The sequence below is a fragment of the Nostocoides sp. F2B08 genome (genome assembly GCF_009184895.1).
Lineage (GTDB): Bacteria > Actinomycetota > Actinomycetes > Actinomycetales > Dermatophilaceae > F2B08.
This window is the reverse complement of sequence record NZ_WESE01000002.1, coordinates 240,456-266,344: the sequence shown is the minus strand read 5'-3', so window position 1 is coordinate 266,344 and position 25,889 is coordinate 240,456. Positions and strand designations below refer to the sequence as shown.

Genomic DNA, 25,889 nt, shown 5'->3' with positions numbered 1-25,889 from the left:
GTGAGGCGATCCGAGCCCGACCTGCAGTGGTTCCGCGAGCCCGACGACCCGGCCGCCGTCGTGCTCGTCCTGCACGGTGGCACCCAGGACAGCCTCGAGCCGGTCAGCCGCTACGGCCTGCCCGTGCTGCGTCTGGTGCCGTTCGCCTGGTCCCTCGCTCGAGCGCGACGGGACGTGGCCGTCGCGCTGGTGCGGTATGCGGTGCGCGGCTGGAACGGCGCCGACCGCTCTCCGGTGGCCGACGCCCGGTGGGCACTCGAGCAGGTAGCCGACCGGTTCCCGGGCCGTCCGATCGCCCTCGTCGGTCACAGCATGGGCGGACGTACGGCGCTGCACGTCATGGACGACCCGGCGGTGGAGGTCGTCGCGACGCTCGCGACCTGGGTCGAGCGACACGACCCGGTGAACGGCCGACCGGGACTGTCGGTCTTCCTCGGCCACGGGACCGACGACCGGATCACCTCGGCGAGCGGCTCGAGCCTGATGGCGCGGGCGCTGACGGCGAAGGGCGCCGACGTCACGCTCGAGCTCCTCGAGGGGGAGAACCACGCCCTGCTCCGGAAGGCGAGATGGTGGCACGAGCGGGTCACCGCATACGTCATGGGAGAGCTCGGCAGACGGGTTCCGACATGACGGAGCCGACCACGGTCCACGCGTTCGGAGACGACGCGCTCGGCGAGCTCGACGCGACCGGTGTGGCCGAGCGTCTGGCGGCCGGCGAGGTCTCGCCGGTCGAGGTGACCGAGGCCGCGATCGCGCGCATCGAGCGGGTCAACCCGCGCCTCAACGCGGTCGCCTACCGGGACTTCGACGCGGCAGTCGAGCGGGCCCGACGGCTCCGCAAGCCGCGCGGGGCCTTCGGCGGGGTGCCGGCGATGGCGAAGCAGAACATCCGGGTCAAGGGCATGCCGATGACCATGGGGTCGAGGTCGCTGCCCGACCGTCCCCGGTCCCGGGACGGCGCCTTCACCCGCCAGCTCCTCGACACCGGCGTCAACCTGCTCGGGCTGACCACGATGCCGGAGTTCGGCTGGACGGCGACCACCGAGCGGATGGGCGACGACGTCACCCGCAACCCCTGGCACACCGGCTACTCCACGGGTGGCAGCAGCGGCGGCAGCGCCGCGCTCGTGGCCGCGGGAGCGGTCCCGATCGCACATGGCAACGACGGCGGCGGGTCGATCCGGATCCCCGCGGCGGTCTGCGGGCTCGTCGGGCTGAAGTCCAGCCGCGGACGGTTGCGCTCGGAGGAGTCCTCCGACGAGATGCCGGTCCGGCTCGTCACCGAGGGCGTCCTCGCGCGGTCGGTGCGCGATGTCGCCCGCTTCTTCGAGGCGGCCGAGCTCACCTACCGCAACCCCGACCTCCCTCCGATCGGCGCGGTCAAGGACGCACCGGCGCGCCGGCTGCGGATCGGTGTCACCGTCGACAGCCCTGCCGCCCCGGTCTCCGACGCGCCGACCACGGCTGCGATCGAGCAGGTCGCCGGCCTCCTCACCGGGCTCGGTCACGACGTCGTCGAACACCGGCCGGACATGCCGGGATCGTTCCGGCGGGACTTCGAGGACTACTGGTCCCTCCTCGCGCTCGGCGTCGTCGTCAACGGCCGCCGCATCTTCGGTCCCGACTTCGACACCTCGCGGTTGGAGCCGCTCACCCTCGGGCTGGCCCGCCGGGCCCGCCGCCGCCTGCCGAAGATGCCGCTCGTCATCGCGCGACTGGCCGCCTCCGGCCGCGCGTATGAGCGCTCGTTCTCCGACGTCGACGTCGTGCTGTCCCCGGTGCTCTGTCACACGACGCCGCACATCGGCCACCTCTCGGCCGACCTCACCTTCACCCAGCACTTCGAGCGGCTCGTCGCGTACACCGGATTCACCCCCTGGCACAACGCCACCGGGGCCCCCTCCATCGCGGTGCCGTCGGGCCTGACCCACGATGGCCTCCCCATCGGCGTCATGGTCTCGGCCCGCATCGGCGACGAGCGGCGCCTCCTCGAGGTGGCCTACGAGATCGAGGAGGCCGCGCCGTTCCCGCGCATCCAGGATGTGGCGTCGCCGGTGTGAGCCTCAGGCGTCCGGAACCTTCGCCTGGATCTCGGCGAGCCACGCGCGCCCGGACACATCCGAGGGCATCCGCCAGTCGCCGCGGGGGGACAGCGATCCGCCGGCGACGACCTTCGGCCCGTTCGGCAGCGCCGACCGCTTGAACTGGTTGGCGAAGAAGCGTCGCACGAACACCTGCAGCCACGACCGGATCGTCGCGAGGTCGTAGGCGGCGTGGTCCGCCTCGGGGTACCCCGGCGGCCACTCGCCCACCTCGACGTCCCGCCACGCGTGCCACGCGAGGAAGGCGATCTTGCTCGGCCGGTACCCCCGGCGAAGGACGTGGTACAGCGAGAAGTCGTGCAGCGCATACGGGCCGATGGAGGCCTCGGTCGACTGCGGCTCCTCGCCGTCGGCGGTCGGGATGAGCTCGGGCGTGATCTCGGTGTCGAGCACCGACTGCAGCGTCTCGTTGACCCCGGCCTCGGGGAACTGGCCGGACGAGATGACCCAGCGGATGAGGTGCTGGATGAGGGTCTTCGGGACGCCGGCGTTGACGCCGTAGTGGCTCATCTGGTCGCCGACGCCGTAGGTGCACCACCCGAGTGCGAGCTCGGACAGGTCGCCGGTGCCGAGAACGATCCCGCCGCGCTGGTTCGCGGCGCGGAACAGGATGTCGGTGCGCAGTCCGGCCTGGACGTTCTCGTAGGTGACGTCGTAGACGGCCTCGCCGTCACCGGCCGGATGCCCGAGCTCACGCAGCATCTGCGTCGCGAGCGGCTGGATGGGGATCTCCTCGAACGTGCACCCGAGCGCCTCGGACAGCAGTTGCGCGTTGGACTTCGTGTGGTCGCTCGTCGCGAACCCGGGCATCGTGAACGCGAGAATGTGCGTGCGCGGCAGGCCGAGCCGGTCGCACGCCTTGGCCGCGACGATGAGCGCGTGGGTGCTGTCGAGCCCGCCGGAGACCCCGATGACGATCCGCGGGGTGCGCTCGGGGTCGACCGCCTCGCCGGCGGGGGATCCGCCGATCGCGCGCAGCCGCTGCTCGAGGCCGTGCACCTGGATGTTGTAGCCCTCGTAGCAGTCCTGGGCCAGCCGCTCCGGGTCGTCCGGCACGAACGGGAACCGGTCGACGTGCCGGCGCAGCCCGAGATCCTCCCTCGGCGGGTCGAGGGTCAGCTCGAGGACCCGGTATGCGGTGGTGTCCTTCTCCGCCGTGCGCCGGTTGTCGTCGAAGGACCCCTGGCGGATCCGCTCCTGGCGCAGCCGGTCGAGGTCGACGTCGACGACGGTCCTCTGCGCGGTCTCCGGGAACCGCTCGCTCTGCCCGAGCAGGTCCCCCATCTCGTAGACCATGGTCATGCCGTCCCACGACAGGTCGGTCGTCGACTCCCCGGACATGGCCGCCGCGTACAGGTAGGCCGCGTTGCACCGTGCGCTCGCCGATCGGGCCAGGATGTGCCGGTCCTGGGCGCGTCCGATCGTGATCGGTGAGGCCGAGAGGTTGAGCAGCACGGTCGCACCCGCGAGCGCGGCCCGGTGGCTCGGCGGAACCGGGACCCACATGTCCTCGCACACCTCGACGTGGATCGTCAGGCCGGGGACGTCGAGAACCTCGAGCAGCACATCCGGCCCGAAGCAGACGTCCCCGTCGGCGTCCGCGCCCGGCCAGTGCGGCCGGTGGAGGTACTGTCCCCCGGTGTCGTCGCCGGCGGCGAACCAGCGCTTCTCGTAGAACTCGCGGTAGTTCGGCAGGTACGACTTCGGCGCGACGGCGACCACCGAGCCGCCCTGGATCGCCACCGCGCAGTTGTAGAGGCGGTTCTCGTGCCGCAGCGGCGCACCGACGACGATGACCGGCAGCAGGTCGGCGCTGGCCTCGGCGATCGTCACGACGGCGGCGTCGACGGCGTCCAGGAGGACGTCCTGCATGAGCAGATCGTCGATCGCGTAGCCGGAGAGCGAGAGCTCGGGGAAGAGTGCGACGGCGACACCGTTCTCGTGGCAGAGCCTGGCCTGCTCGAGGATCCGCTCTGCGTTCGTCGCCGGATCGGCGAGCGCCGACGGCACCGTGCAGGCCGCGACCCGCGCGAACCCCTGGTCGTAGATCGAGTGGAAGCTCACGGATCGCAGTCTGGCACGTCGCTCTTCCGGTATGCGGTGCTCCGGTCCGAAGGGACGTGCGCCGCACGCGGGTCTAGGGTCGGATCATGGAGTCAGGTAGTGAACAGTCAGGCATGAACAGACCGGTCCGCATCGGAGTCCAGCTGCAGCCGCAGCACGCCGACTACCGGGTCATCCGCCAGCGCCTGGGCGAGGTCGAGGACATGGGCGTCGATGTCGCCTTCAACTGGGACCACTTCTTCCCGCTGTACGGCGAGCCGGACGGCAAGCACTACGAGTGCTGGACGATGCTCGGCGCCTGGGCCGAGCAGACCAGCCGCATCGAGATCGGCGCGCTCGTCACGTGCAACGCATATCGCAACCCCGACCTGCTCGCCGACATGGCGCGCACCGTCGACAACATCAGCGACGGCCGACTCATCCTCGGCGTCGGGTCGGGCTGGTTCGAGCGCGACTTCGACGAGTACGGCTACGAGTTCGGCACCGCGGGTTCGCGCTTGGACGACCTGCGCGAGGCACTGCCGCGGATGAAGGAGCGTTTCGGTCGGCTCAACCCCCCGCCCACCCGCGAGATCCCGGTGCTCATCGGCGGTGGAGGTGAGCGCAAGACGCTGCGGATGGTCGCCGAGCACGCCCACATCTGGCACACCTTCTCGCAGGGCGAGGAGCTGCAGCACAAGATCGGCGTTCTCCGCGGGCACTGCGAGACGGTCGGGCGGGACATCGCCGAGATCGAGCTCTCCGTCGGAGTCGGCGGGCGGGGCCGGGAGGGTCGCCGTCCGGAGTCGCCGGAGGTCGAGGGGCGGCCGCTGTACGACCTCGGCGCCCGACTGTTCACCGTCGGTCTGGGCGGACCGGACTACGACCTCTCACTCGTCGAGCCATGGCTGCGGTGGCGGGACGAGCTGAACGCGAGTCCTCGACCGCCGCAGTGACGTGACCGGCACTCCCGGCGGCACTCCCGACCGTCCGGCGGTCTTCTTCGCCGACGCGGCGGAGTTCCGCGCCTGGCTCGAGGCGAACCACGACACCGCGACCGAGCTGTGGATGGGGCTGCGGAAGAAGCACGTCACCGACCGCGGGCTGACCTGGGAGGAGGCCGTGCCCGAGGCGCTCTGTTTCGGATGGATCGACAGTGTCAGCCAGCGCATCGACGACGATAGCCGCCGTCAGCGCTGGACGCCGCGCCGACGGGGGAGCGGCTGGAGCGAGGTCAACATCGCCCACGTCGAGCGGCTCATCGCCGAGGGCCGGATGCGCCCCGCGGGTCTCGAGGCGTACGCTCGCCGGCGCCCGGCCCCGACCGGTTCCGGCACGCTGAGCGATGACCAGCTCGCGCGGATCCAGGCCGTTCCCGCCGCGGCGGCGTTCTGGGCGGAGGCGAGCAGCGCATACCGGAAGAACGCGGCGGACTGGGTGACCTCGGCCCGCCAGGAGGCCACCCAGGATCGGCGTCTGGGCGCCCTCGTCGAGGCGTGCGCCCGGGGCGAGCGGGTGCGTCCGCTGGACTACGGCGATCGGCCGCGGTGGCTCGAGCGGGCCGCGGCCGCAGCCCGTGACCTCGGGTAACGCGGCACCGCGAATGGCCGAACGCGGACACGAGTGAGAGCCGCACCGCTCAGGCTCGGTCCGGCCAGGTGAACCGCGTGACGTCGGCTGGGAACGCGAACCAGGCCAGCACCCGGTGCGGAGCGATGACCCGCAGCCCCCCGCCGTCGGCACCCGCCCAGGAGTCGGCGGTGGGGGCGTAGCCGGCGTCGGCGTACTTGCCGAACGCCTCCGCCAGCCGGCGGCCGAGGTCGTCCGGCTCGGCGCGGGACGCGCGCGACTCGCCCTCGACGATGACGACCTGGGAGCCGCTCTCCAGCGTGAGGGTCACCGCGGGGTTGTGCTCGACGTTGCGGGTGTGGCGGGTCGTGGGCGCACCGTCGTACCAGAACCGGCCGTCCACCCAGACGCCCCATCGCGGCACCGAGTGCGGTCGTCCGTCGGGTCGCACGCTGCTGATCCAGTAGTGGAGCGAGTCGCGCAGCCGCGGCTCCACCTGGTCCCACGTCAGCAGGCCCGCCGTGGTCTCGGGCACTCCGTAGCCCTCCGGCATCGCCGGGCGGCTCGACATCGGCGTCGTCTCCATGGGTGGACGCTACTCGTCAGGCGTCGTCACCACCATCCGGGAGGGGCCGCCCGGGCAGCTCGTGCTTGAGATCGCGGGCGGCGAGCTCGTCGACCGCCTGCTGCGGCGTCAGCCCCTCGTAGAGCAGCCGGTAGACCGCGTTGCACAGGGGCATCTCGACGCCGAGGCTGACCGCGAGCAGGTGGACCGCCTTGGCGTTGACGACACCCTCGGCGACCTGCCCGAGCCGTTGCTGGACGGTCTCGAGGTCCTCGCCCTGGCCCAGGCCGTAGCCGACCCGGTAGTTGCGCGATTTCTCCGAGGTGCAGGTGAGCACGAGGTCGCCGACGCCGGCGAGCCCGCCGAGGGTCAGCGGGTCGGCGCCCAGGGCCATGGCGAGCCGGGTGATCTCGGACAGCCCCCTGGTGATCAGCGCGGCGTCGGCGTTGCGCTCGAAGCCCAGCCCGTTCGCGAGCCCCACGGCGATCGCGATGACGTTCTTCGCGCAGCCGCCGATCTCGACGCCGATGACGTCCTCCGTCACATACGGGCGGAAGAACTTGGTGGCGAAGGCGATCTGGGTGCGCCGCGCATACACCAGATCGCGGGCGGCGACGGTGACCGCCGTCGGCAACCCGGCGGCCACCTCGACCGCGAACGACGGCCCGGACAGGTAGGTCAGCCGTGGGTGCACCTCGGGGGGGAACACGCTTTCGAGCACCTGGTGCATCGTCATCAGCGTCTCGACCTCGATACCCTTGGTCACCGAGCAGAGCACGCAGTCCTCGGCCGCGGTCGGCAGCAGGGGCCGGATGCGCTCGGCGACCTCACGCGTGACCTGCGAGGGCACCGCGAGCACGATGAGGTCGGCACCCACGACCGCCGCCGCAAGGTCCGTCGTCGCGCGCAGCCCGGGGGACAGGGAGATGCCCGGGAGGTAGCGCTCGTTGTCGCCGGTCGCGGCGATGCCGGAGACGGTGAGCTCGTCGATGTCCCAGAGCACGACGTCGTGGTCCTTCGAGCGCAACAGGCTCGCGAGGGCCGACCCCCAGGACCCGGCTCCGATCACGGCGACGTGCATAGATCCGAGTATGCCCGTGGATGAGGGGACCCTGCGCTGCGCACGGGGTCCGCCGTTGGGACAATGGGCGGGTGAACGCGCCGATGTCCGCCGAGTCCGTCACCACCACCGTCCGTGAGCACTGCGCGACGATCAAGACCCCGAGGGTGGTGTGCAGCGGCAACGTCGCGGTGCCGCACGCCCTGTTGCGCATCGTCGACTCGGCCCTGACCGAGTACCGCCTCAACGTCCTCAATGCGCCCAAGGGGATCCCCGACCGCGAGGGCGTCATCCACGAGACGTCGTTCGTCGGCGCGGGGATGCGCAGCAGCTCCTCGCTGCAGTACGTGCCGGCCCGACTCTCCCTGGTGCCGACGCTGTTCTCGCGGACCCTCCACCCGGACATCGTGCTGGTGCACACCTCGGCCCCGGTCGACGGCAAGGTGTCGCTCGGCATCGAGGTCAACGTCATGCCGGCGGCGATCGAGGCGGTCCGCCGCCGCGGCGGGCTCGTCTTCGCCCAGGTCAACGAACGGATGCCGTATACGTTCGGCGACGCGGAGTACGACCTCGACCTCTTCGACGGCTGGATCGAGGCCGACGACGTCATCGCGCACCCCCGCCCGCCGAAGCCGGGTGGCGAGCGCGGCGAGTCGGCGGCGGTGATCGGTGACCTCTGTGCCAGTCGAGTCGGCTCGGGGTCGACGCTGCAGATGGGGATCGGCGAGGTCCCCGACGCGACGCTCGCCGGGCTGACCGCGCGCCGCAACCTCGGGCTGTGGACCGAGATGTTCAGTGACGGAGTCCTCGACCTGCAGGATGCCGGCGCGCTCGACCCGGACCGCTATGTCACCGCGTCGTTCATGATGGGCTCGCAGGAGCTCATGGAGTGGGTGCACCGCAACGAGCAGGTGCTCATGCTGCGCACCGAGACCATCAACGCCCCGTCCAACATCGCCAAGCAGCCCGGCATGACGTCGATCAACACGGCGCTGCAGGTCGACCTGTTCGCCCAGGCGAACGCCTCCCGCCGCCGCGCGCGGATCCACTCCGGCTTCGGCGGACAGACCGACTTCATCGTCGGCGCGCTGCACGCGGTCGGCGGCCAGGCCATCATGGCGTTGCGCTCCTGGCACCCCAAAGCCAACGTCTCGACGGTCGTGCCGCTCATCGACGAGCCGGTCACGTCGTTCCAGATGAGCGCGATCGTCACCGAGCAGGGCATCGCCGAGGTCGCCGGCCGTCCCGAGAAGGACCAGGCCGCCGCCATCATCGAGAACGCCGCCCACCCCAGCGTCCGCGAGGAGCTGTGGGAGGAAGCCGGCTACCTCGGCCTCGCCTGAGTCGGGCTGCGGGGTGCGCTCGTCGCCTCTTCTTCCGTGGGAAGGAAAGGTCATCGGTGGGAAACAAGTCTTGCTTCCCGAAGGTGGAGGTCGTTTCCCAAGGCTTATCGGCGTCGGCCGGGGGCTCAGCCGCTCACGGTCTCACGCCGCCAGGGCCAACGCCCGGCGGACCTTGGCGACGACGGCGCCCGGCGTCTCGAGGTCAGCCCAGACGATGCGAACCACGATGTAGCCCAGGCTGCGTAGTCGGTCCTCTCGCTTCTTCTCTTCGAACAGTGCGGTGCCGTCGTCGCCCCCGTACTTGACCTTGCCGTCGAATTCGACGATCACTCGTGTGCCCTTGACGAGGAAGTCGACCCTGGCGATGAATTTCCCGTGCTCGTCGGTGATCACCACCTGGGGCACCAACTCGATTCCCGCGAACGCGAGCGTGACTCCAGTGCGAGACTCCCCGACCGACTCTCGGCGGCCATCGCAGAACGAGAGCATGGCGGAGGCGCGGTTGGAGTGCGGCCACTGGCTGACGCGCTCGACCACGGAGGCGAGCTCCTGGCGCGTCAGGAGCTTCGCGTTCAAGGCTGCGTCCGCAGTCACGACTCCTGGCACGATGCCCGTGATCATGGCATGGCGGGCGAGTGAATCCGCCAGCGGCGTGCATGGTCCCCACGGCGAATCAGTCTCCTGTTGACCCGTAATGGCCCGGCCGATCCGGAAGGCGCTCATCCCTCCCGTGCGATCCCGTGGCCTGAGGAGGTGCGGCTTCCTGATGGGCGCGCCCCAGACCGGGAGACCGTTGGCCAGCAGGGCGCTGACTCCCGTGAGGATCGCGTCCGGGTAGAGGAGGAAGGCCCCCGCGACCAGCTGCCGATGCCACCCTAGCGGCTCGTCGCTCGATAACGCGCGTACGGCGTACAGACCACGACCGGGATGAAGCAGGGTGCCATCGGTCACCGACGTGCCGATGGCGGCGGTGCTCATCCCGGCTGTGCGGAGCTGGGCCGTCGTCAGCATCCCGTGCTGGCTACGAGCGATGCCGACGAGGGCCGGATCGAGGGTGTCCATGCGGACAGGGTGCTGAAGGGAGGAGAGCCTCCGCAACGGCCATATGGTGGGATGTGGACGACGCGGCCGACACGCGGTTCACGTGTGGAGAACCGGTTCGTTGTCGACTCCCGGAACGAAACCGTGGCATTGGGAAGGGAACCATCCTTCCCGGAGCGAGGGTTTCCTTCCCGCGGAAGAAAAGGCCGGGCGTCCTGCCTGACCCGCGGGCTCAGATCACGTAGCGCAGCGGCTCGGCGGGGCAGTCGTCGCCGAGCGCCATGTCGGCGACGCGCCCCGCCGCCCGGGCCTCGCGCAGGGCGGCGACGGCGCGCTCGCGCATGGTCCACGGGTCGATGGTGTTGACGTGGATCTTCGTGCCCCCCTCGAACCCGGCGAGCGTCGAGATCCGCCACTTGACGACGACCCGCAGCGGCATCGACACCTCGACGCCGGGAGGCCGGTAGTGCCACTCCTCGTTGCACGGAACCTCCGCGCCGGAGACGACGTGGCAGGCGTGCAGCAGGTCGGACCAGCCGCGCACCTCGGCGGGGCTCATCTGCCACGGCGACGGCGCGGCGGAGCGGGAGTAGACCTCGAGGCTGGGGTAGCGGTGGCCGTAGCCGGCGATCGCGATGGCGTGCTCGTTCTCGGCGACGACGAGCCCCTCGGCCCTCGGGTAGGCCACGCCGAAGTCGTTGTACAGCCACGGGTTCCGCCGCACCCGCCGGATCTCCTCGCGCATGCTCACGCCGATCTCGTCGATCGCGACGAGCTGCTTGTGGAGATGGTCGAAGGACGCGCCGGCCGGCCGCAGCCAGTTCTGGAAGATCGCGACGTGGGCGGCGTACACGTTGCCGGTGTACAGCGCGGCGGCGGCGTCGAGGGTCACCCGGGTGTACTCGGCGTGCTCGTCGGGCGTCAGGGCGCCCGAGCCGGCGAGGTCGGTCGTCAGCATCGCGCCGTCGGCGAAGTGGCGACGGGGGATCACGAGGTCGTGGCAGCTGCCGAAGAACGAGCGACCGCGGTCGGCCTGCTCGTTCGAGCCGAGCGCGTCCCACTCCTCCTCCGTGAGCCCGCCGGCGAGCGCGTGCGTGCGCGCGATGGCGCACACGTGGTCGCGGCCGAGCGGGTCGGCGAGATAGGCCTCGGCGTGCCGCAGCCCGGGCGGCGGGACCTCGTAGCCGTAGTTCTCGTGCCAGTACGAATAGGCGAGGATCTGGAACAGGTTCGGGATCACCCGCACGTCCGCGGGGCCGGCGACCACCTCGGGGGCGGGGAGCGCATACCGCCACACGCCGGCCACCGACCGCATCCGTTCCGGGGGCGTCTCCAGATAGCGCTTCTCACAGAAGGGGCAGTATGCGCCGCTCGCCTCGGGGTCGATCGGCTGCGGTTCGGGGCCGGTCGGGGTGATCGGGCGGTTCGCCCGGCCCGGGATCGTCCAGACCGTCGTGCCCGAGAAAGGGTTGGTCTGCTTGACGGTCCCGTCCGCCATGCGTCGGATGGGATGGGCGGCCTCGGGAAGCACGATCCCCAGCGTATGCGTAAGGAGGATCCGCAGGCCGAGCCAGGCGATTAGGCTGACGGGTATGACTGTGCCACCCGGACCCGGCGGCGCCGCGGCCGCCCAGCCCCTGACGCCCCCGGACGCGCTCGTCCTCACCGCCCCGGAGGCGCCGCCGCAGATCGGGGACACCCAGGCGCCGAAGATGGCGCCGCAGGTCGCCCCGGAGGCGGTGCCGGCGCTCGACGCGAAGGTCGACGAGTTCATGACCGCCCTGTCGAACGCCGAGGCCAAGAGCCCCGAGTTCGCACGGCAGGCCGAGAACGTGCGGACCATGGGCGACGCCGACATCCGGCGCGCCGCCGAGACGAGCAACCGGATGCTCGAGCGGCCGGTTCGGGCGCTCCAGGAAGGCGGTCTCTCGGAGGGCTCGACGGTCGGCAAGACGCTCATCGACCTGCGCCGCACGGTCGAGGAGCTCGACCCGAGCGGGGGTGGCAAGGCGAGCCGCTGGACGAGCTGGCTCCCGGGGCGGGACCGGATGACCGACTACTTCCGCAAGTACCAGTCGAGCCAGTCGCACCTCAACGGCATCCTGCACGCGCTGCGCAACGGCCAGGACGAGCTGACCAAGGACAACGTCGCGCTCAACCTCGAGAAGACGAACCTCTGGAACGTCATGGGCCGGCTCAACCAGTACATCTACATCGCCGAGCGGCTCGACTCCCGGCTCGCCGCGCGGATCGCCGAGATCGAGCTGAACGACCCGGCCGAGGCCGACGCGCTGCGCCAGGACGTCCTGTTCTACGTCCGGCAGAAGCATCAGGACCTGCTCACCCAGCTCGCCGTCTCGATCCAGAGCTACCTCGCGATCGACATCATCATCAAGAACAACATCGAGCTCATCAAGGGTGTCGACCGGGCCTCGACCACCACCGTCGCGGCGCTGCGGACGGCCGTCATCGTCGCCCAGGCGCTCGGCAACCAGAAGCTCGTGCTCGACCAGATCACCGCACTGAACACGACGACGTCGGGCATGATCCAGCGCACCTCCGAGATGCTCCGCGACAACTCGGCGGCGATCCAGGAGCAGGCCGCCTCGTCGACGATCGGGATGGAGCAGCTCCAGGCGGCCTTCGCGAACATCTACGCGACGATGGACTCGATCGACACCTTCAAGCTCAAGGCGCTCGACACCATGGCCGCGACCATCGGCACACTCGAGACCGAGGTCGAGAAGTCGAAGGAGTACCTCGACCGGGTGCGCAAGCACGACGAGCGCCAGGCCAGCGGCTCCCTCGACCTCGGCGACACGGGTCGCTAGGGCTCGGGGCGGAGCGGTTGGACAGGTGGGGATCCTCGACTGGCTGAGCGGACGACGGCAGGAGCCGGAGCGTCCCGACATCCCTGCCCCGCCGACCGAGGACGACGTCCGGGCGGCGCTGGTCGAGGTCGCCGACTCGTTGTCCAAGCGGAACGCCCCGCCCATCGTCCGGGCCCGGGTCCAGCGGATCAGCACGACGATCGAGCAGACCTTGCCCCGGCTGCGTGACATCGGTCTCGGCAGCTACGACGGCTACTCGGTCATGACGACGGCCACCGACTACCTGCCCGAGGCGCTCGACGCCTACCTGCGACTGCCGCGGCAGTGGGCCGACACCCGCCCCATCGAGGGCTACAAGACGGCGCTGATGATCCTCGTCGAACAGCTCGACCTGCTCGCGGCGACGATGGACAAGATCTTCGACGCCGCCAACCGCGCCGACGCGCAGGCCCTCATCGCGCACGGTCGCTTCCTCGAGGCGAAGTTCGGCCACGGGGCGCAGAGCACGATGGATGTGGGGGAGTCGGGAACCACACCGCCGTCCCGGCCGACGAACACGTCGACGAACACCCTGGACCTGTAGACCGCCGCACCGAGGGACGAATATGTCGACCGACCACACCAGACCGACCACGCTGAGCGCTGCCCTCGCGGCACTCCTCGAGGTCGCGGCCTCCGCAGGCGTGTCCCAGGACGTCGCGCGTGCCGAGGCCGAGTCGCTCGCGGCGACGGTCGCCGAGCCGGCGACCGGCGCATACGTGGACTGGGTCCGCGAGACGGGCGGCGGCCGGACCGCAGAGGACTTCATGTCGGCGGCGTCCCGGGGGCGACGCTACCGTGGCGCACCGACCCCGACGATGGCGCAGCTGACGTTGACCCGCAGCCGGTATGCGCCCGAGTATGCGCGGGCCCTGGCCGACGTTGCGATGGCCGCCGTCGGTCTCGGTGCCGAGAACGCCCGGGTGCTCGGGAACGCGACGACCGCCGCCGCCGCCCAGCTGGGCCAGGCGGCCGGGCCGGTGCCGTCGACGCCGCCGAGCGTGCCCGCGCCCGGCTCCGCACCCGACCTGCCATCCGCGGAGCGGCTGCTGACCTCGGTGATGAACGAGCTCAAGGACGTCTCGAGCCGGATCCGCGGCCTGCGCGACGACCCCGCCGTCCGGCTGCCGAGCGGGTCGGCCTTCGACGTCGGCGACGGCGACTCGCACGCACCGGGAGCGTTCGACCTCACGACCGGCACCCGGTCGGCGCCGCCGCTGCCTACCAACGCCGCGGACGGCGCACGCCCCGGGGACCAGGTCGATCCGGCGGCGGCGACCGATTCCGAGACCCGGACCGAGACCGAGACCGAGGCCGAGGCGGCCACCGCGACGGCCGACGACACCGAGCCGGTCAAGACCGTCGAAGAGCTTCTCGCCGAGCTGGACGAGCTCGTCGGTCTGACCGAGGTCAAGGCCGAGATCCACCGGCAGACCGCCGTGCTCCAGGTCGAGCGCAAGCGGGTCGAGGCCGGGCTGCGGTCCCCGACCATCACGCGGCACCTCGTCTTCACCGGCAACCCGGGGACGGGCAAGACGACGGTCGCGCGCCTCGTGGGCGGCATCTACCGCGCCGTCGGGCTGCTCTCGAAGGGCCAGCTCGTCGAGGTCGACCGCAGCGAGCTCGTGGCCGGCTATCTCGGGCAGACCGCGATGAAGACGGCCGAGGTCTGCGCGAGCGCCAAGGGCGGGGTCCTGTTCATCGACGAGGCCTACTCGCTCGGCGGCGACCAGTACGGCCGCGAGGCGATCGACACCCTCGTCAAGGAGATGGAGGACAACCGCGACGACCTCGTCGTCATCGTCGCCGGCTATCCGGTGCCCATGGAGCTCTTCATCTCCGAGAACCCCGGCCTCGCGAGCCGCTTCCGCACCCACATCGAGTTTCCCGACTACACCGAGGACGAGCTCGTGGCGATCTTCCGGCTCATGGTGGCGGGTGCCGACTACGACGCGGACGCGGACGTCGAGGAGCGGCTCACCACGATCGTCGAGGGGACGCCGAAGGGACCGCAGTTCGGCAACGCCCGCTTCGTCCGCAACCAGCTCGAGGCGGCCATCGGCCGGCACGCCTGGCGGCTGCGCGACGTGGACGAGCCGACCATCGAGCAGCTGCGCACGCTCGTCGTCGACGACTTCCCGATCGAGCTGACTTCGCCTCAGGGTGAGACCGGGGGTCCCACCGATGCCGTCGAGTGGACGGCATCGGGCACGATGGAGACTCAGGACGACGTGTCCCGGAGGGACGCAGAGGAGAAGGACGCAGATGAGGAGGGCGGTGATGGCTAGCTCCGGCGGGACCGGGGTGCAGGCTGCACCGGCTCCACCTCCGCCGCCCACCCGCCCGGCCCCGACAGGGACATCGGTCGCACCGACCTCCGGCGCCGTCGGCGCGAGCGCGACCCCCTCGCTGCCGTCGCTGCGGGGCGGGTCCGACGTGCCCACCGCCCTCGCGCGGTGGCAGGCGGGGCTCATCGTCCTGGTGACCGTCTGGGCGCTGGTCACCGTGGCGCTCCTCGCCGGAAGCTTCCAGGCGGGCCGGGCCGGTGCCGCGAACACGGCCCAGCTGACCCGCATCAACGCGATCGAGTCGAACCTGTTCCGGGCCGACGCGATCGCGACGAACGCCTTCCTCGTCGGAGGGCTGGAGCCCGCCGAGCAGCGGGCCGCGTACGACGCCGCACTCGAGGAGGTCAACGGCCTGATCATCGCCGCCGCCGATGCGCAGCCCGCCGACCGGGAGGCCCTGGCCGTCCTGAACACCCAGGTGCTGCGCTACGCCGAGCAGATGCAGCAGGCCCGTGCCAACAACCGGCAGGGCCTGCCGGTCGGGGCGCAGTACCTGCGCGAGGCCAGCGCGCAGCTGCGGGCGGAGACCCTGCCGGTCCTCGACGCCCTGATCACGGCGAACGAGGAGCGCGCGACGAGCGCGTTCAGTGCCCATCAGCCCATCGTCGTCGCGTTGCCGGGTGTGATCGTGCTGCTCTTCCTCGGCTGGTTCAACCAGCGCCTGGCGCACGTCTTCCACCGCCGGTTCAACGTCGGTCTCGTCGGTGCCGCCGCCGTCGTCGCCCTGTTGACGATCGCGGCGACCGCGGTCACCTGGTCCGTTCGCACGGACTCCGAGCGGCTCCAGCAGGGCGACTTCGCGACCGCCGTCCAGACCTCCGCGGCGAAGACGGCGGCCAACGACGCCAAGTCGAACGAGAGCCTGCGGCTGATCTCACGCGGTTCCGGCGCTGCCTTCGAGGAGGCCTGGGCCGGGGCCGACGGCCGGGTCCGGGATCTGGTCGCCGACGACACCGAGCTCACCGACGCCTGGGCGGCCTACGCGGTGGCGCACGCCTCGATCGTGGAGGCGGACGAGGGTGGCGACTGGGAGGGAGCCGTCCAACAGGCGGTGTCCACCGAAGAGGGATCCGCGTCCGACCTGTTCAACGCCTTCGACGAGCGGGCCGAGGTCGTCGTGGCCGAGGCGAGCGAGCGGGTGGCCGAGGGCCTGACCGCGGGTGGCTGGCGGGTGGTCGTGGCGGCGCTCGGCACGGTTCTCGCGGCGGGCCTGGCGATCGCCGCGATCGCCTGGGGCATGATCGCGCGACGCAGGGAGTTCGGATGAGGCAGGAGTTCGGATGAGGCAGGAGTTCGGATGAGGCCCGCACGCGCCCTGGCCACCGTCGTCGCGGCGACGTCGCTGCTGCTCGCCACCGCCTGCGGCTATGCGCCGACCCCGGTCCCGACCGCCGAGCCGACCACCGCGGCCACGTCGGCCCCGTCGGCGCCCGCCCCGCCGACGTGCGACAACGCCACCCAGTCCTATGACCCGCTCAGCCCCCTCCCGGATCCCGGGTCGATGCCCGACGGCACGACGATGGCCGAGATCCAGGATCGGGGCCGTCTCATCGTCGGCGTCTCGGCCGACACCTTCCTGCTCGGCTCCCGCAACCCCCAGACCGGGGACATCGAGGGATTCGACATCGACATGGCCCGCGCCGTGGCCGAGGCGATCTTCGGCGACCCCGAACGAATCCAGCTCACCGTCATCACCGCCGCCGACCGGATCCCCGTGCTAGAGAGCGGCGACGTCGACATCGTCGTGCGCAACATGACGATGACCTGCTCGCGCTGGGAGGAGATCGCGTTCTCCGCCGAGTACTACCGCTCGGGACAGAAGCTCCTCGTCCGGCAGGGCTCGGACATCACCGGCCTGGACAGCCTCGCCGATCGGCGGGTGTGCGCGCCGAACGCGACCTCGAGCATGGAGAACCTCATGCGCCTCGCACCCGACGCGGTGCCCGTCGGATCCTCGAACCACACCGGGTGCCTCGTCCTGTTCCAGCGCGGCGAGGTCGACGCGATCACCGGTGACGACACCGTCCTCGCCGGTCTGGCCGCGCAGGACCCGTATGCGGTGGTCCTCTCCGGCGATGCCTTCACCGAGGAGCCGTACGGCATCGGGGTCAATGCCGACGACACGGATCTGGTCGCCTTCATCAACGGCGTCCTCGAGCAGATGCGCGACGACGGACGTTGGCAGGCCGCCTACGAACGCTGGCTCGCGCCGACCCTCGGCGAGGGCACAGGACAGCCCACTCCGGTCTACGGGCGGGGCTGAGATGTCCCCGGCGATCAGCTCGGTCCGGGCGCCCCATGCCCCCGGTCGGCTCGGCGAGCCCGTCGAGCCACAGGAGATGCAGGCGTACCTGCAACTGCTCGACGAGTGGCTCCGGGCCCGCCGCAGCGAGCTGGACGAGCTCGACGCCGCCGCCCTGGGCTCGGAACGACGGACCGAGCTGACGAGCGACATGACCTTGTCCATGGCGCTGTGGCAGGCGGTCTCCGAGCGCAACCGCCGTCTCCTCGAGGTCTGGGACGGCGGACGCGTCGGCGTCACGGAGCGCGAACAGCTGTCCTCACTGCTCTGGGGTCGGCTCGACACCGCGGCGGCGGGAGGGCTGACCGTCTCCCTCCCGGAGGCCTGCCGGCTCTCGGACGCCCTCGCGAGCCAGGTGCGGGTCAAGCTCGCGCTCGACCCCGCGGCGGACGCGCAGATCGCGCGGGTCAAGTCGGCGCGCGCGGCGATCGAGCGGCTGCGCGACCAGATCCTCCTCGAGCCCGCGGGTGCCCGCGAACGGGTCGCCGACAAGTGGAAGGCCCTGGCCACCAGGGTCGCCGACGTGGGCGCCCGGGTCCAGCGAGGGGCCGACGTCGGAGGTCTGATCGGTCCGCTCGAGCACGAGCTGGCGCGCATGGAGCGCGACCTCATCGTCGGCAACGCCCAGCGTCGCGAGGCCAGGGATGCGCTCGCCACCGCCCGGCGGATGCGGGCCCGGCTGGAGCAGCGCCAGTCCGACCTCACCGAGCTCGTCGAGCGCACCGTCCGGACCGTCCAGCCCGCGCCGCGGTATGCGGTTCCCGACGTCGCCGCCCTCGGTCCGGTGCCGTCGACGCCTGCGGCGATCACCGCATACATCGACCGCCTGGAGCGTGTCTCGCGCGCGATCGGCTTCGCCGAGAAGGAGTACGCCGAGGCTCTCGACGAGCACGACGACCTGCTCGCCCTGCTCGAGGCGCTCGTCGTCAAGGCGCGCGCGATCGGGGTCGCCGACCAGGAGGACGTCCGCCTCGCCGAGCAGCAGGCCCGGTCCGTCCTCGGCCGCGAACCCTGCCCGATGCCGCTGGCGCGCCAGCTCGTGACCACGTACCAGTCCTGGACCGATACCGCACCGATCCCGCGGACCCGAGGGAGGGAGACGGCATGACACAGTGCCGGCAGCCCGGCTGCTCCGGGGAGATCGTCGACGGCTACTGCATGGTCTGCGGCATGCCGGGCGAGGCCGCCGAGCCCGAGCCGGCAGCCGAGCAGGGGACGGTCGCCACCGAGGCGCCCGCCGAGGTCCAGACCGCCATGGCGGTGGCCGGTGCCGCGTGCACGCAGCCCGGGTGCACCGGACGCATCGCCGACGGCTACTGCACCGTCTGCGGTGCGCCGGCCGGGTCCGAGCCGCTCGAGACCTCGGCGGCCACGCCGCACGAGCCCAGCCCGATGTCCGGCGAGGTCTCGGTCGCGACGGCGGCGGGCATCGGGTCCGCCGCGATCGGCTCGGCGCGCGCGAAGGACTCCGGCGTCACCAAGCGGGTCCGCAGCGGCAGCGAGCGGATGCGGGCCGCCCGTCTCGGAGCCGGCCTGACGAACGTCCCGGCCGCCCCGCCGGTCGACGCCGCCTCCGCCGTGCGGGCCGATGCCGCCGTCCCCGAGCACCGCCGTGTCTGCAGCAACTGCGGCGCCGAGGTCGGCCGGGCGGTGGGCGACCGCCCCGGCCGCACCGAGGGCTTCTGCCCGAAGTGCCGCGCGCCCTACTCCTTCACCCCCAAGCTCAAGGCGGGCGACCTCGTCGCCGGTCAGTATGCGGTGGCCGGCCCGCTCGCGCACGGCGGACTCGGGTGGATCTACCTCGCGCGCGACCGCAACGTCTCCGACCGCTGGGTCGTCCTCAAGGGTCTGCTCAACGCGGGTGACGCGGACGCGCTCGCGGCCGCGATCGCCGAGCAGCAGTTCCTCGCGCAGGTCGAGCACCCGCTGATCGTCGAGATCTACAACTTCGTGACCCATGACGGCGCGGGGTACATCGTCATGGAGTACGTCGGCGGCAAGTCGCTCAAGGAGATCCTCAAGGAGCGGATGGCCGCCAACCGCGGCGAGTACGACCCGCTGCCGGTGGACCAGGCACTCGCCTACGTCTACGAGGTGCTTCCGGCGTTCCAGTACCTCCACGACCTCGGCCTCGTGTACTGCGACTTCAAGCCGGACAACCTCATCCAGGTCGGTGACGCCGTCAAGCTCATCGACCTCGGCGGGGTGCGCCGGATCGACGACGAGCACTCGGCGATCTACGGGACGGTCGGCTACCAGGCCCCCGAGGTCGGCGAGGTCGGGCCGTCCGTCGCGTCGGACATCTACACCATCGGGCGGACCCTGCTCGTGCTGTGCATGGAGTTCCGCGGGTACCAGGGCACCTACGTGCACAGCCTCCCGCCCGTCGCGACGACGCCGCTGTTCCAGGAGTACGACAGCCTGTACTGGCTCATCGCCAAGTGCTGCGCACCCGACCCCGCCGACCGGTTCGCCTCGACCGACGAGCTGCGGGTTCAGCTGCTCGGGGTGCTGCGCGAGGTCGTCGCCCGGCGCACGCCCGGCACGGCGCTGACCTCTGCCGCATCGGTGCTGTTCACCTCTCCCGCCTATGCCGGCGGGGCGCTGGAGTGGTCGACGCTGCCGACGCTGCGTCCGGACACCTCGGACGCCCAGTACGGTTTCGTCACCTCGATCACCGACCCGGACCCGACCTCGCGCCTGCTCGCGCTGCGGCACGCGACCTCGGTCACGCCGGAGATCCACCTCGCCCGCGCCGACGCTCAGCTGCGCCTCGGTGCACCCGACCAGGCGGACGCGATCGCGATCGAGATGCTTCGCGAGGACCCCTGGGAGTGGCGGGCGCTGTGGGTCCAAGGGCTCTCGGCACTGGTCCGCGGCGACTGGCCCGCGGCGCAGCGGGCCTTCAACGCGGTGTACCGCCAGGTCCCCGGAGAGCTGGCCCCCAAGCTCGCGCTCGCCCTCGCGTGCGAGCGTGGCGGACTGCAGGACGTCGCCGAGGGTCTGTACTCGACGTGCGCCTCGACCGACGCCAGCTATGTCGCGGTGGCCGCCTTCGGCAAGGCCCGCGTGCGGGCAGCCAAGCGCGACACCACCGGGGCTGTGGAGGCCCTGGACCAGGTGCCGACGACCTCCCGCGGGTACCCCGAGAGCCGCCGGATGCGGGCGGCCATCCTCCTCGACGGCTCGGGCGAGGACCTGACGGTCCTCGCGCAGTCGATCGACAGCATCGCCTCGACCCGGATGGACACGACCGAGCGCGGACTGTTCACCACGCGCATCCTCGAGCGGGCCCTGTCCATCGTCGAGACCAGGGGGCCGCAGCCCTCGGTCCGGATCGGGTCCTGGACGGCCGACGAGCGTGCGCTGCGCAGCGGACTCGAGGACACCTACCGCGCTCTCGGCCGGGATGCCGCCACCCGCGAGGAGCGGGTCGAATGGGTGCTGCGGGCCAACCAGGTGCGGAACTGGAGCATGACATGAGCGACGCCATGGCAACGAGCCTGCAGACCTGTCCGCGGTGCGGGGAGGAGGTGCCCGACGGGGCGAACTTCTGCGAGGCCTGCGGCACCCAGCTCGGCGAGGTCACCGAGCAGCAGGCGCAGACCGGACTGAAGGTCGAGGGGTCCGAGTCGTCGCCGATCAGCCGACCGACACATCTGCTCACGGACACCGGTGAGCCGGCCACCCGCCGACCCTGCGCCGAGTGTGGCGGAACCGTCGGCGAGGACCTGTACTGCGAGCAGTGCGGCACCAAGGCGCCGAGCGAACGAGAGCACTTCCGCGAGACCCCGGCGTCCTGGGTGGCCGGCGTGTGCGACCGCGGGGCCAAGCGCACCCGCAACGAGGACGCCATCGCCACGGTCGCGAGCGAGGCACCCGGGGAACGGTGCGTGCTCGTCGTCCTCGACGGGGTGTCGAGCTCGGTCGACTCCGACGTCGCCTCACTCGCCGGGGCACGAGCGGCGCGCGACGTCCTGCGGGTTCCGACCGGCCACGGCCTCGGCACCCCGGAGTCCCGCGAGGCCGCCGTCCGCAAAGCCCTCACGGACGCGGCCGCCGCTGCGCAGGGGGCGATCGTCGCGCATACCGCATCCGACACCGAGAGCCCCGCGTCGGCGACGTTCACGTGCGTCCTCGTGGAGGCCGAGCCGGAGGGTCCGGTCCTCTGGCACGCCAACATCGGCGACTCCCGCGCGTACTGGGTGCCCGACACGGGTCCGGCGGTCCAGCTCACCCGGGACGACTCCGCGGCCGAGGCCCTCATCGCCGCCGGCATGGACGCCGAGGAGGCGCACCGCTCGAGCCAGGCGCACGCCATCACGCGCTGGCTGGGTCGCGACACCGAGGACGTCGTCCCGACGATCGGGCGGCTGCCGCTCATCGAGGACGGCTGGGCGCTGGTGTGCTCCGACGGGTTGTGGAACTACGCCCCCACGCCCGCCGAGATGGCCGATCAGGTGCACGCGGCCGGTCGGGCCCACCCCGACGACGTCGAGCAGGTCGCTCTCGCGCTCGTCCAGTGGGCGGTGCAGGCCGGCGGCCACGACAACATCAGCGTCGCGATCGCGCGGATGGGTGCCCGCCCGGTGGGCGAGACTGGATCGCAGACCGCCGACCCCGCCGACCCCGAGGAGTGACATGGCCGAGTTCAGCGCGACCGTCTACCAGAACGAGTACCTCCCCGACGGGGGCACCGACGTCAACGCCATCGTGACGATCACGTGTGTGGGCGCCGGCGTCGCGGGACAGACCGGCGCCGGGGACGCCGGCGAGATCATCATCATCGACACCTCCGGATCCATGGGCGACCTCGAGATGGAGCAGGCGAAGCAGGCGGCTCAGGCCGCCCTCGCCGAGATCGTCGACGGGACGTACTTCGCGGTGGTGTCCGGCAACGGCGCGGCGTTCCTCGCGTACCCGCACGTGCGGACCGGCCCTGGCATGGTCCGGATGTCGCCGCAGACGCGGGCCGAGGCGTCGCGGGCGATCGCCCAGCTGACCAGCGGCGGGGGCACCGCGATCGGCACCTGGCTGGACCTGACCGGGCAGCTCTTCTACTCGGTGCCGCAGGTCATCCAGCGGCACGCCATCCTCCTGACCGACGGGGAGAACAACGAGGCCCCGGAGGTGCTCGACGCGGCGATCGGCCGTGCCATGGGCGTCTACCAGGTCGACTGCCGAGGGGTGGGCACGAGCTGGAAGGTCGAGGAGATCCGCCGCATCGCGACCAACCTGCTCGGGACCGTCGACATCATCCCGCAGCCGCACCAGATGAGTGATCAGTTCCGCGACATCATGCGCACCTCGATGGCCCGCGGGGTCGCCGAGGCCGAGCTGCGGGTGTGGACGCCGCAAGGGGCCCACATCCTCTTCGTGCGCCAGGTCTCGCCGACGGTCGAGGAGCTGACCTCGAGGCGCCGACCGATCAACGACCTGACCGGTGGGTATCCCACCGGCGCGTGGGCGGACGAGTCCCGCGACTACCACGTCTCGGTCCGGCTCGCGGCCAAGGCCCTCGGACAGGAGCAGCTGGCCGCTCGCGTCCAGCTCGTCATCCACGAGCAGGTCCACGCCCAGGGCCTGGTCAAGGCCAAGTGGTCCGCCGACCACTCGCTCACCGCGCCGATCGACGAGCAGGTGGCGCACTACACCGGTCAGACCGAGCTGGCCGCGATGATCCAGGAGGGGCTGGCCGCGAAGTCGGCGGGCGATGACGCCACCGCGACCCAGAAGCTCGGGCGCGCGGTCCAGCTGGCCGAGCAGACCGGCAACGACGAAGCCACCGCCAAGCTCCGCAAGGTCGTCGACGTCGAGGACGCCGAGACCGGCACGGTGCGGCTGAAGCGGTCCGTCGAGCGCGCCGACGAGATGGCGCTCGACACGGCGTCGACCAAGACCACCCGGATCCGGAGGTAGTCATGGCCCGCACCTGTCCGGACGGGCACACCAGCCAGAGCGAGGACTACTGCGACGTCTGCGGGTTGGCGATCGAGGCCGGGAGCGAGGCGTCCGCGGAGGCCGACGCCACCGCGCCCGATCTGACCCCGGTGCGCCCCGACACCCAGCAGTGCCCGAACTGCTCGGCCGCCAACCCCGACGACGCCCTGTTCTGCGAGGCCTGCGGCTACGACTACACCACCGGCACGATGCCGCGGGCGGTGGAGTCCTCCATCTTCACCCTGCCGCCGCCGCCGTCGGATCCGCCGCCAGCGCCAGCGCCAGCGCCAGCGCCAGCACCAGCACCGGTCGCCGAGCCCGAGGCCGATCCCGACGCAGAGGTGACCCCCGCACCGTTCGTCAGCCCGACGCCGGAGCTCGAGCGGCCCTGGGTCGCGGAGGTGTGGATCGATCCCGACTGGTACCACGACCAGGGCTCGAGCGATCCGATGCCCTCCCCGGGCATGCCCACCGTCGTCATTCTGCATCGGACCTCGAGCCTCGTCGGCCGAGCGTCGCGGTCCCGGGGCATCTCGCCGGAGGTCGACGTCTCCGGTGACCCCGGCGTCAGCAGGCGGCACGCCCAGCTGACGACCGACGGCACCCGCTGGTTCATCGAGGACCTCGGCTCGGCGAACGGTACCTACATCGGGTCGGCGACGGCCGGGCTGCCTGACGACCCGGTCCCTCCCGGGCAGAAGCGCGAGATCGCCGCGGGCGAGCAGGTGTACCTCGGGGCCTGGACCCGCATCGTCATACGGGAGGCCGCGGAAGGGGAGGCCTGACCGCGGGACTCTGCGTCAGTCGGCGTCGGCCTTCAGGTGGGTCCAGGGGCGCCGGAGGTTGAAGGACCGCCCGGTCATCTCCGCCGGGTCGATGGCGACGACGTTGAACTTCAGCGTCGGCACCCAGGGTCGCAGCGGGAGCTGCTCCACGACGTGTTCCTCGCTGCCCTCGAGCAGGTGCGCGCGTCCACGGATGCACACCGAGGTGGCGGAGTTCTCCGTGACGCGGTCGATCTCGAAGGCGACGTCCTCGTTCATGACGATGCCGAGGAGCTTCGAGCCTTCGGCAGTCTTGAAGTACAACCGGGTGCCATCGGTCGCGTAGTTGATCGGAACGATGTGCACCTCGCCGGCGAGGTGGTACGCCATCCGTCCGAACTCGGTGTCGCGCAGAAGGTCCCAGCACTCCTCGTCGGTGAGTGTCGTCACCGGGTTGACGTCGTCGGCGTTCTCGTACGTCGGGTCGTACTCGGTCATGTCGACTCCCTCTTCGTCGATGGGTGCAGCCGCCTGGCCCAACCCTAGCGGTGCGAGCGTTGCCGGGTCAGTGGGCTTCGACACGCTGGGTGTCGACGGTGAAACCCTGCTCGACGAGGCGCTCGACGAGCACGCCGCCGATGCCCGTCGCCGGGGTGAGCACGCCCGCGCGGTCCGGCAGTCGGTCGCCGTCGAGGGCGAGGGCGAGGGCGGCCTGCCCGATCATCACGGCCGTCCCGGTGTAGCCGGGGTCCTTCTCGGCGGCGACCCTGGTGCGGAACACCGCTCCGGTCGACGTGCGCGCGACGACGTCCATGACGAAGCGGCCCTTGGCCATCGTCTCGGCGGACGGACCCTCCCCAGGCTTCGGCAGGACGCGGTCGAGCACCGCCCGGGTCGGGGCGAAGGACAGTCCGAGCAGCCCGGCCATCAGGCCGGCCGAGAGGCCCACTCCGAGGAACGGCGCCTGGGCCGAGCGTCCGAGGTCGGTGACCTCGTGGTAGCGGAAGCCGCGCCCGTAGGCCCAGCCGAGGAGGGCGTTCGAGCGGCGCACGATGCGGGTGTTGAACTCGGCCATGACGAACGGTGCCGTCCAGCGTCCCTCCTCGTCCTGACGGACCGAGACCTTCTCCAGCCCGGACCGCACGAACGACTCGACGGCGGGTCCGAGGGGGGTCACCTTCGCCAGCGGGCCGATGGCGGGTGCGCCCCGCCGAGTGCCGGTATGCGTGGGCGAGCCCTGCGTTCGGCCCTCCTCTCCCGTGGGTTCGTTGACGCGGTCGGGTGAGAGCGAGTAGCGGTCGGCCAGGATGGTGCGCGCTGCCGGGTCCTCACGGGCGATGATGGCCTGCTGGCGGCCGGTGGCGAGCGTGCCGCCGGAGACGCCGCCCTTCATCGACCGCACGAGGAGAACCGTGTCCTCGAGGGTGCCTTCACCGGCCTCGGCGGCCCGTTGCGCGGTCTGCCAGACGCCGAGGTCGGAGGGAACGGAGTCGAAGCCGCACGCGTGCACGATCCGGGCTCCGCTCGCCTGGGCGCTTGCGTGGCACTCGTCGGCCGACTGCCGCACGAAGAGGACCTCGCCGGTCAGGTCGCAGTAGTGGGTTCCCGCCGCGGCACAGGCCCGCACGAGCGGCATTCCGTCGCGGAGGTACGGGCCCACCGTCGAGGCGATGACCTTCGTCCGGGCCACGAGGGCCTGCAGGTCCGCCCAGTCGCGGACGTCGATCTCGATGAGCTCGGCACGCCCTGCCGCCGGGCCCAGGTCCGCGACGAGGGCGTCCAGCTTGGCCCGGCTCCGTCCGGCGAACCCGAGGCGCACCTGCTCGGGGGCCGTCTCGATGAGGTGGGCGGCGATGAGCCGCCCGGTGAAGCCGGTAGCGCCGAGCAGGACGACGTCGAGATCGCGATCGGTCATACCGGCAACCTATCGCGCTGCGCC

The 25,889-nt window shown here is 71.5% G+C and carries 22 protein-coding genes; 15 read left to right on the top strand and 7 right to left on the bottom strand.

Translation table 11 applies throughout. The features are described 5' to 3' along the window. Both GA707_RS04855 and GA707_RS04850 read left to right on the top strand, forming a co-directional pair. Entirely contained in the window at window positions 1-633 is a 633-nt protein-coding gene (locus GA707_RS04855) for a S9 family peptidase (protein ID WP_193315175.1), read from the top strand. Further along, window positions 630-2,063 carry an amidase gene (locus tag GA707_RS04850; RefSeq protein ID WP_152177290.1) on the top strand — a complete coding sequence of 478 codons (1,434 nt, stop codon included), beginning with the start codon at window positions 630-632 and terminating at the stop codon, window positions 2,061-2,063. The genes GA707_RS04855 and GA707_RS04850 overlap by 4 nt, the downstream gene beginning before the upstream one ends. Before the next feature lie 3 nt (window positions 2,064-2,066). On the opposite strand, the gene GA707_RS04845 is transcribed toward GA707_RS04850, so the two are convergent. After that, the gene (locus GA707_RS04845; RefSeq protein ID WP_152177289.1) at window positions 2,067-4,169 is read right to left on the bottom strand and encodes an NAD(+) synthase; all 2,103 of its coding nucleotides are present in this window, start codon (window positions 4,167-4,169) and stop codon (window positions 2,067-2,069) included. 113 nt (window positions 4,170-4,282) lie between these two features. On the opposite strand from GA707_RS04845, the gene GA707_RS04840 reads away from it, so the two are divergent. Next, window positions 4,283-5,104 carry an LLM class F420-dependent oxidoreductase gene (locus tag GA707_RS04840; RefSeq protein ID WP_152177288.1) on the top strand — a complete coding sequence of 274 codons (822 nt, stop codon included), beginning with the start codon at window positions 4,283-4,285 and terminating at the stop codon, window positions 5,102-5,104. A 1-nt stretch (window position 5,105) separates the two neighbouring features. Next, window positions 5,106-5,738 carry a YdeI family protein gene (locus GA707_RS04835; protein ID WP_193315174.1) on the top strand — a complete coding sequence of 211 codons (633 nt, stop codon included), beginning with the start codon at window positions 5,106-5,108 and terminating at the stop codon, window positions 5,736-5,738. A 49-nt stretch (window positions 5,739-5,787) separates the two neighbouring features. On the opposite strand, the gene GA707_RS04830 is transcribed toward GA707_RS04835, so the two are convergent. Together GA707_RS04830 and GA707_RS04825 are read right to left on the bottom strand one after the other, a co-directional pair. After that, entirely contained in the window at window positions 5,788-6,303 is a 516-nt protein-coding gene (locus tag GA707_RS04830) for a pyridoxamine 5'-phosphate oxidase family protein (RefSeq protein ID WP_152177287.1), read from the bottom strand. A 16-nt stretch (window positions 6,304-6,319) separates the two neighbouring features. Continuing rightward, window positions 6,320-7,363, bottom strand: a complete 1,044-nt coding sequence (locus tag GA707_RS04825; protein WP_152177286.1) for an NAD(P)H-dependent glycerol-3-phosphate dehydrogenase — start codon at window positions 7,361-7,363, stop codon at window positions 6,320-6,322. Between the two features lie 71 nt (window positions 7,364-7,434). Between GA707_RS04825 and GA707_RS04820 the strand changes: the two genes are divergently transcribed. Next, window positions 7,435-8,685 carry an acetyl-CoA hydrolase/transferase family protein gene (locus GA707_RS04820; protein WP_370459999.1) on the top strand — a complete coding sequence of 417 codons (1,251 nt, stop codon included), beginning with the start codon at window positions 7,435-7,437 and terminating at the stop codon, window positions 8,683-8,685. Window positions 8,686-8,826: 141 nt separating this feature from the next. Here GA707_RS04820 and GA707_RS04815 read toward each other — a convergent pair whose 3' ends face one another. Beyond that, the gene (locus GA707_RS04815; RefSeq protein ID WP_152177285.1) at window positions 8,827-9,747 is read right to left on the bottom strand and encodes a type IV toxin-antitoxin system AbiEi family antitoxin domain-containing protein; all 921 of its coding nucleotides are present in this window, start codon (window positions 9,745-9,747) and stop codon (window positions 8,827-8,829) included. Between the two features lie 211 nt (window positions 9,748-9,958). Beyond that, on the bottom strand, window positions 9,959-11,257 hold the full coding sequence (locus GA707_RS04810) for a DUF4921 family protein (RefSeq protein ID WP_226963538.1): 1,299 nt from the start codon (window positions 11,255-11,257) through the stop codon (window positions 9,959-9,961). A 61-nt stretch (window positions 11,258-11,318) separates the two neighbouring features. Between GA707_RS04810 and GA707_RS04805 the strand changes: the two genes are divergently transcribed. From GA707_RS04805 to GA707_RS04760, 10 genes are read left to right on the top strand one after another with little or no spacing between them, the layout of a single operon-like run. Continuing rightward, window positions 11,319-12,557 carry a toxic anion resistance protein gene (locus tag GA707_RS04805; RefSeq protein ID WP_152177284.1) on the top strand — a complete coding sequence of 413 codons (1,239 nt, stop codon included), beginning with the start codon at window positions 11,319-11,321 and terminating at the stop codon, window positions 12,555-12,557. Window positions 12,558-12,582: 25 nt separating this feature from the next. After that, complete coding sequence (locus GA707_RS04800; RefSeq protein ID WP_152177283.1) at window positions 12,583-13,140, top strand: hypothetical protein; 558 nt, start codon at window positions 12,583-12,585, stop codon at window positions 13,138-13,140. A gap of 22 nt (window positions 13,141-13,162) precedes the next feature. Next, window positions 13,163-14,884, top strand: coding sequence for an AAA family ATPase (locus GA707_RS04795; protein ID WP_152177282.1), 1,722 nt, complete (start codon window positions 13,163-13,165; stop codon window positions 14,882-14,884). Continuing rightward, the gene (locus tag GA707_RS04790) at window positions 14,877-16,211 is read left to right on the top strand and encodes a hypothetical protein (RefSeq protein WP_152177281.1); all 1,335 of its coding nucleotides are present in this window, start codon (window positions 14,877-14,879) and stop codon (window positions 16,209-16,211) included. The genes GA707_RS04795 and GA707_RS04790 overlap by 8 nt, the downstream gene beginning before the upstream one ends. Window positions 16,212-16,241: 30 nt before the next feature. After that, window positions 16,242-17,207 carry a glutamate ABC transporter substrate-binding protein gene (locus GA707_RS04785; protein WP_152177280.1) on the top strand — a complete coding sequence of 322 codons (966 nt, stop codon included), beginning with the start codon at window positions 16,242-16,244 and terminating at the stop codon, window positions 17,205-17,207. A 1-nt stretch (window position 17,208) separates the two neighbouring features. Then, entirely contained in the window at window positions 17,209-18,354 is a 1,146-nt protein-coding gene (locus GA707_RS04780; RefSeq protein ID WP_152177279.1) for a hypothetical protein, read from the top strand. Further along, entirely contained in the window at window positions 18,351-20,729 is a 2,379-nt protein-coding gene (locus GA707_RS04775; protein ID WP_152177278.1) for a serine/threonine-protein kinase, read from the top strand. Before GA707_RS04780 ends, GA707_RS04775 begins: the two co-directional genes overlap by 4 nt. Beyond that, window positions 20,726-21,886, top strand: coding sequence for a PP2C family serine/threonine-protein phosphatase (locus tag GA707_RS04770; protein WP_152177277.1), 1,161 nt, complete (start codon window positions 20,726-20,728; stop codon window positions 21,884-21,886). Before GA707_RS04775 ends, GA707_RS04770 begins: the two co-directional genes overlap by 4 nt. Window position 21,887: 1 nt before the next feature. After that, window positions 21,888-23,165: a VWA domain-containing protein gene (locus GA707_RS04765; RefSeq protein WP_152177276.1), complete on the top strand. Its 1,278-nt coding sequence runs from the start codon at window positions 21,888-21,890 to the stop codon at window positions 23,163-23,165. Between the two features lie 2 nt (window positions 23,166-23,167). Then, window positions 23,168-23,971, top strand: coding sequence for an FHA domain-containing protein (locus tag GA707_RS04760; protein WP_152177275.1), 804 nt, complete (start codon window positions 23,168-23,170; stop codon window positions 23,969-23,971). 15 nt (window positions 23,972-23,986) lie between these two features. Here GA707_RS04760 and GA707_RS04755 read toward each other — a convergent pair whose 3' ends face one another. Continuing rightward, window positions 23,987-24,448, bottom strand: a complete 462-nt coding sequence (locus tag GA707_RS04755) for a pyridoxamine 5'-phosphate oxidase family protein (RefSeq protein ID WP_152177274.1) — start codon at window positions 24,446-24,448, stop codon at window positions 23,987-23,989. Between the two features lie 67 nt (window positions 24,449-24,515). Then, a complete protein-coding gene (locus GA707_RS04750) occupies window positions 24,516-25,865 on the bottom strand; it encodes a trans-acting enoyl reductase family protein (protein WP_152177273.1) in 1,350 nt (449 codons plus the stop codon). Window positions 25,866-25,889 lie beyond the last annotated feature (24 nt).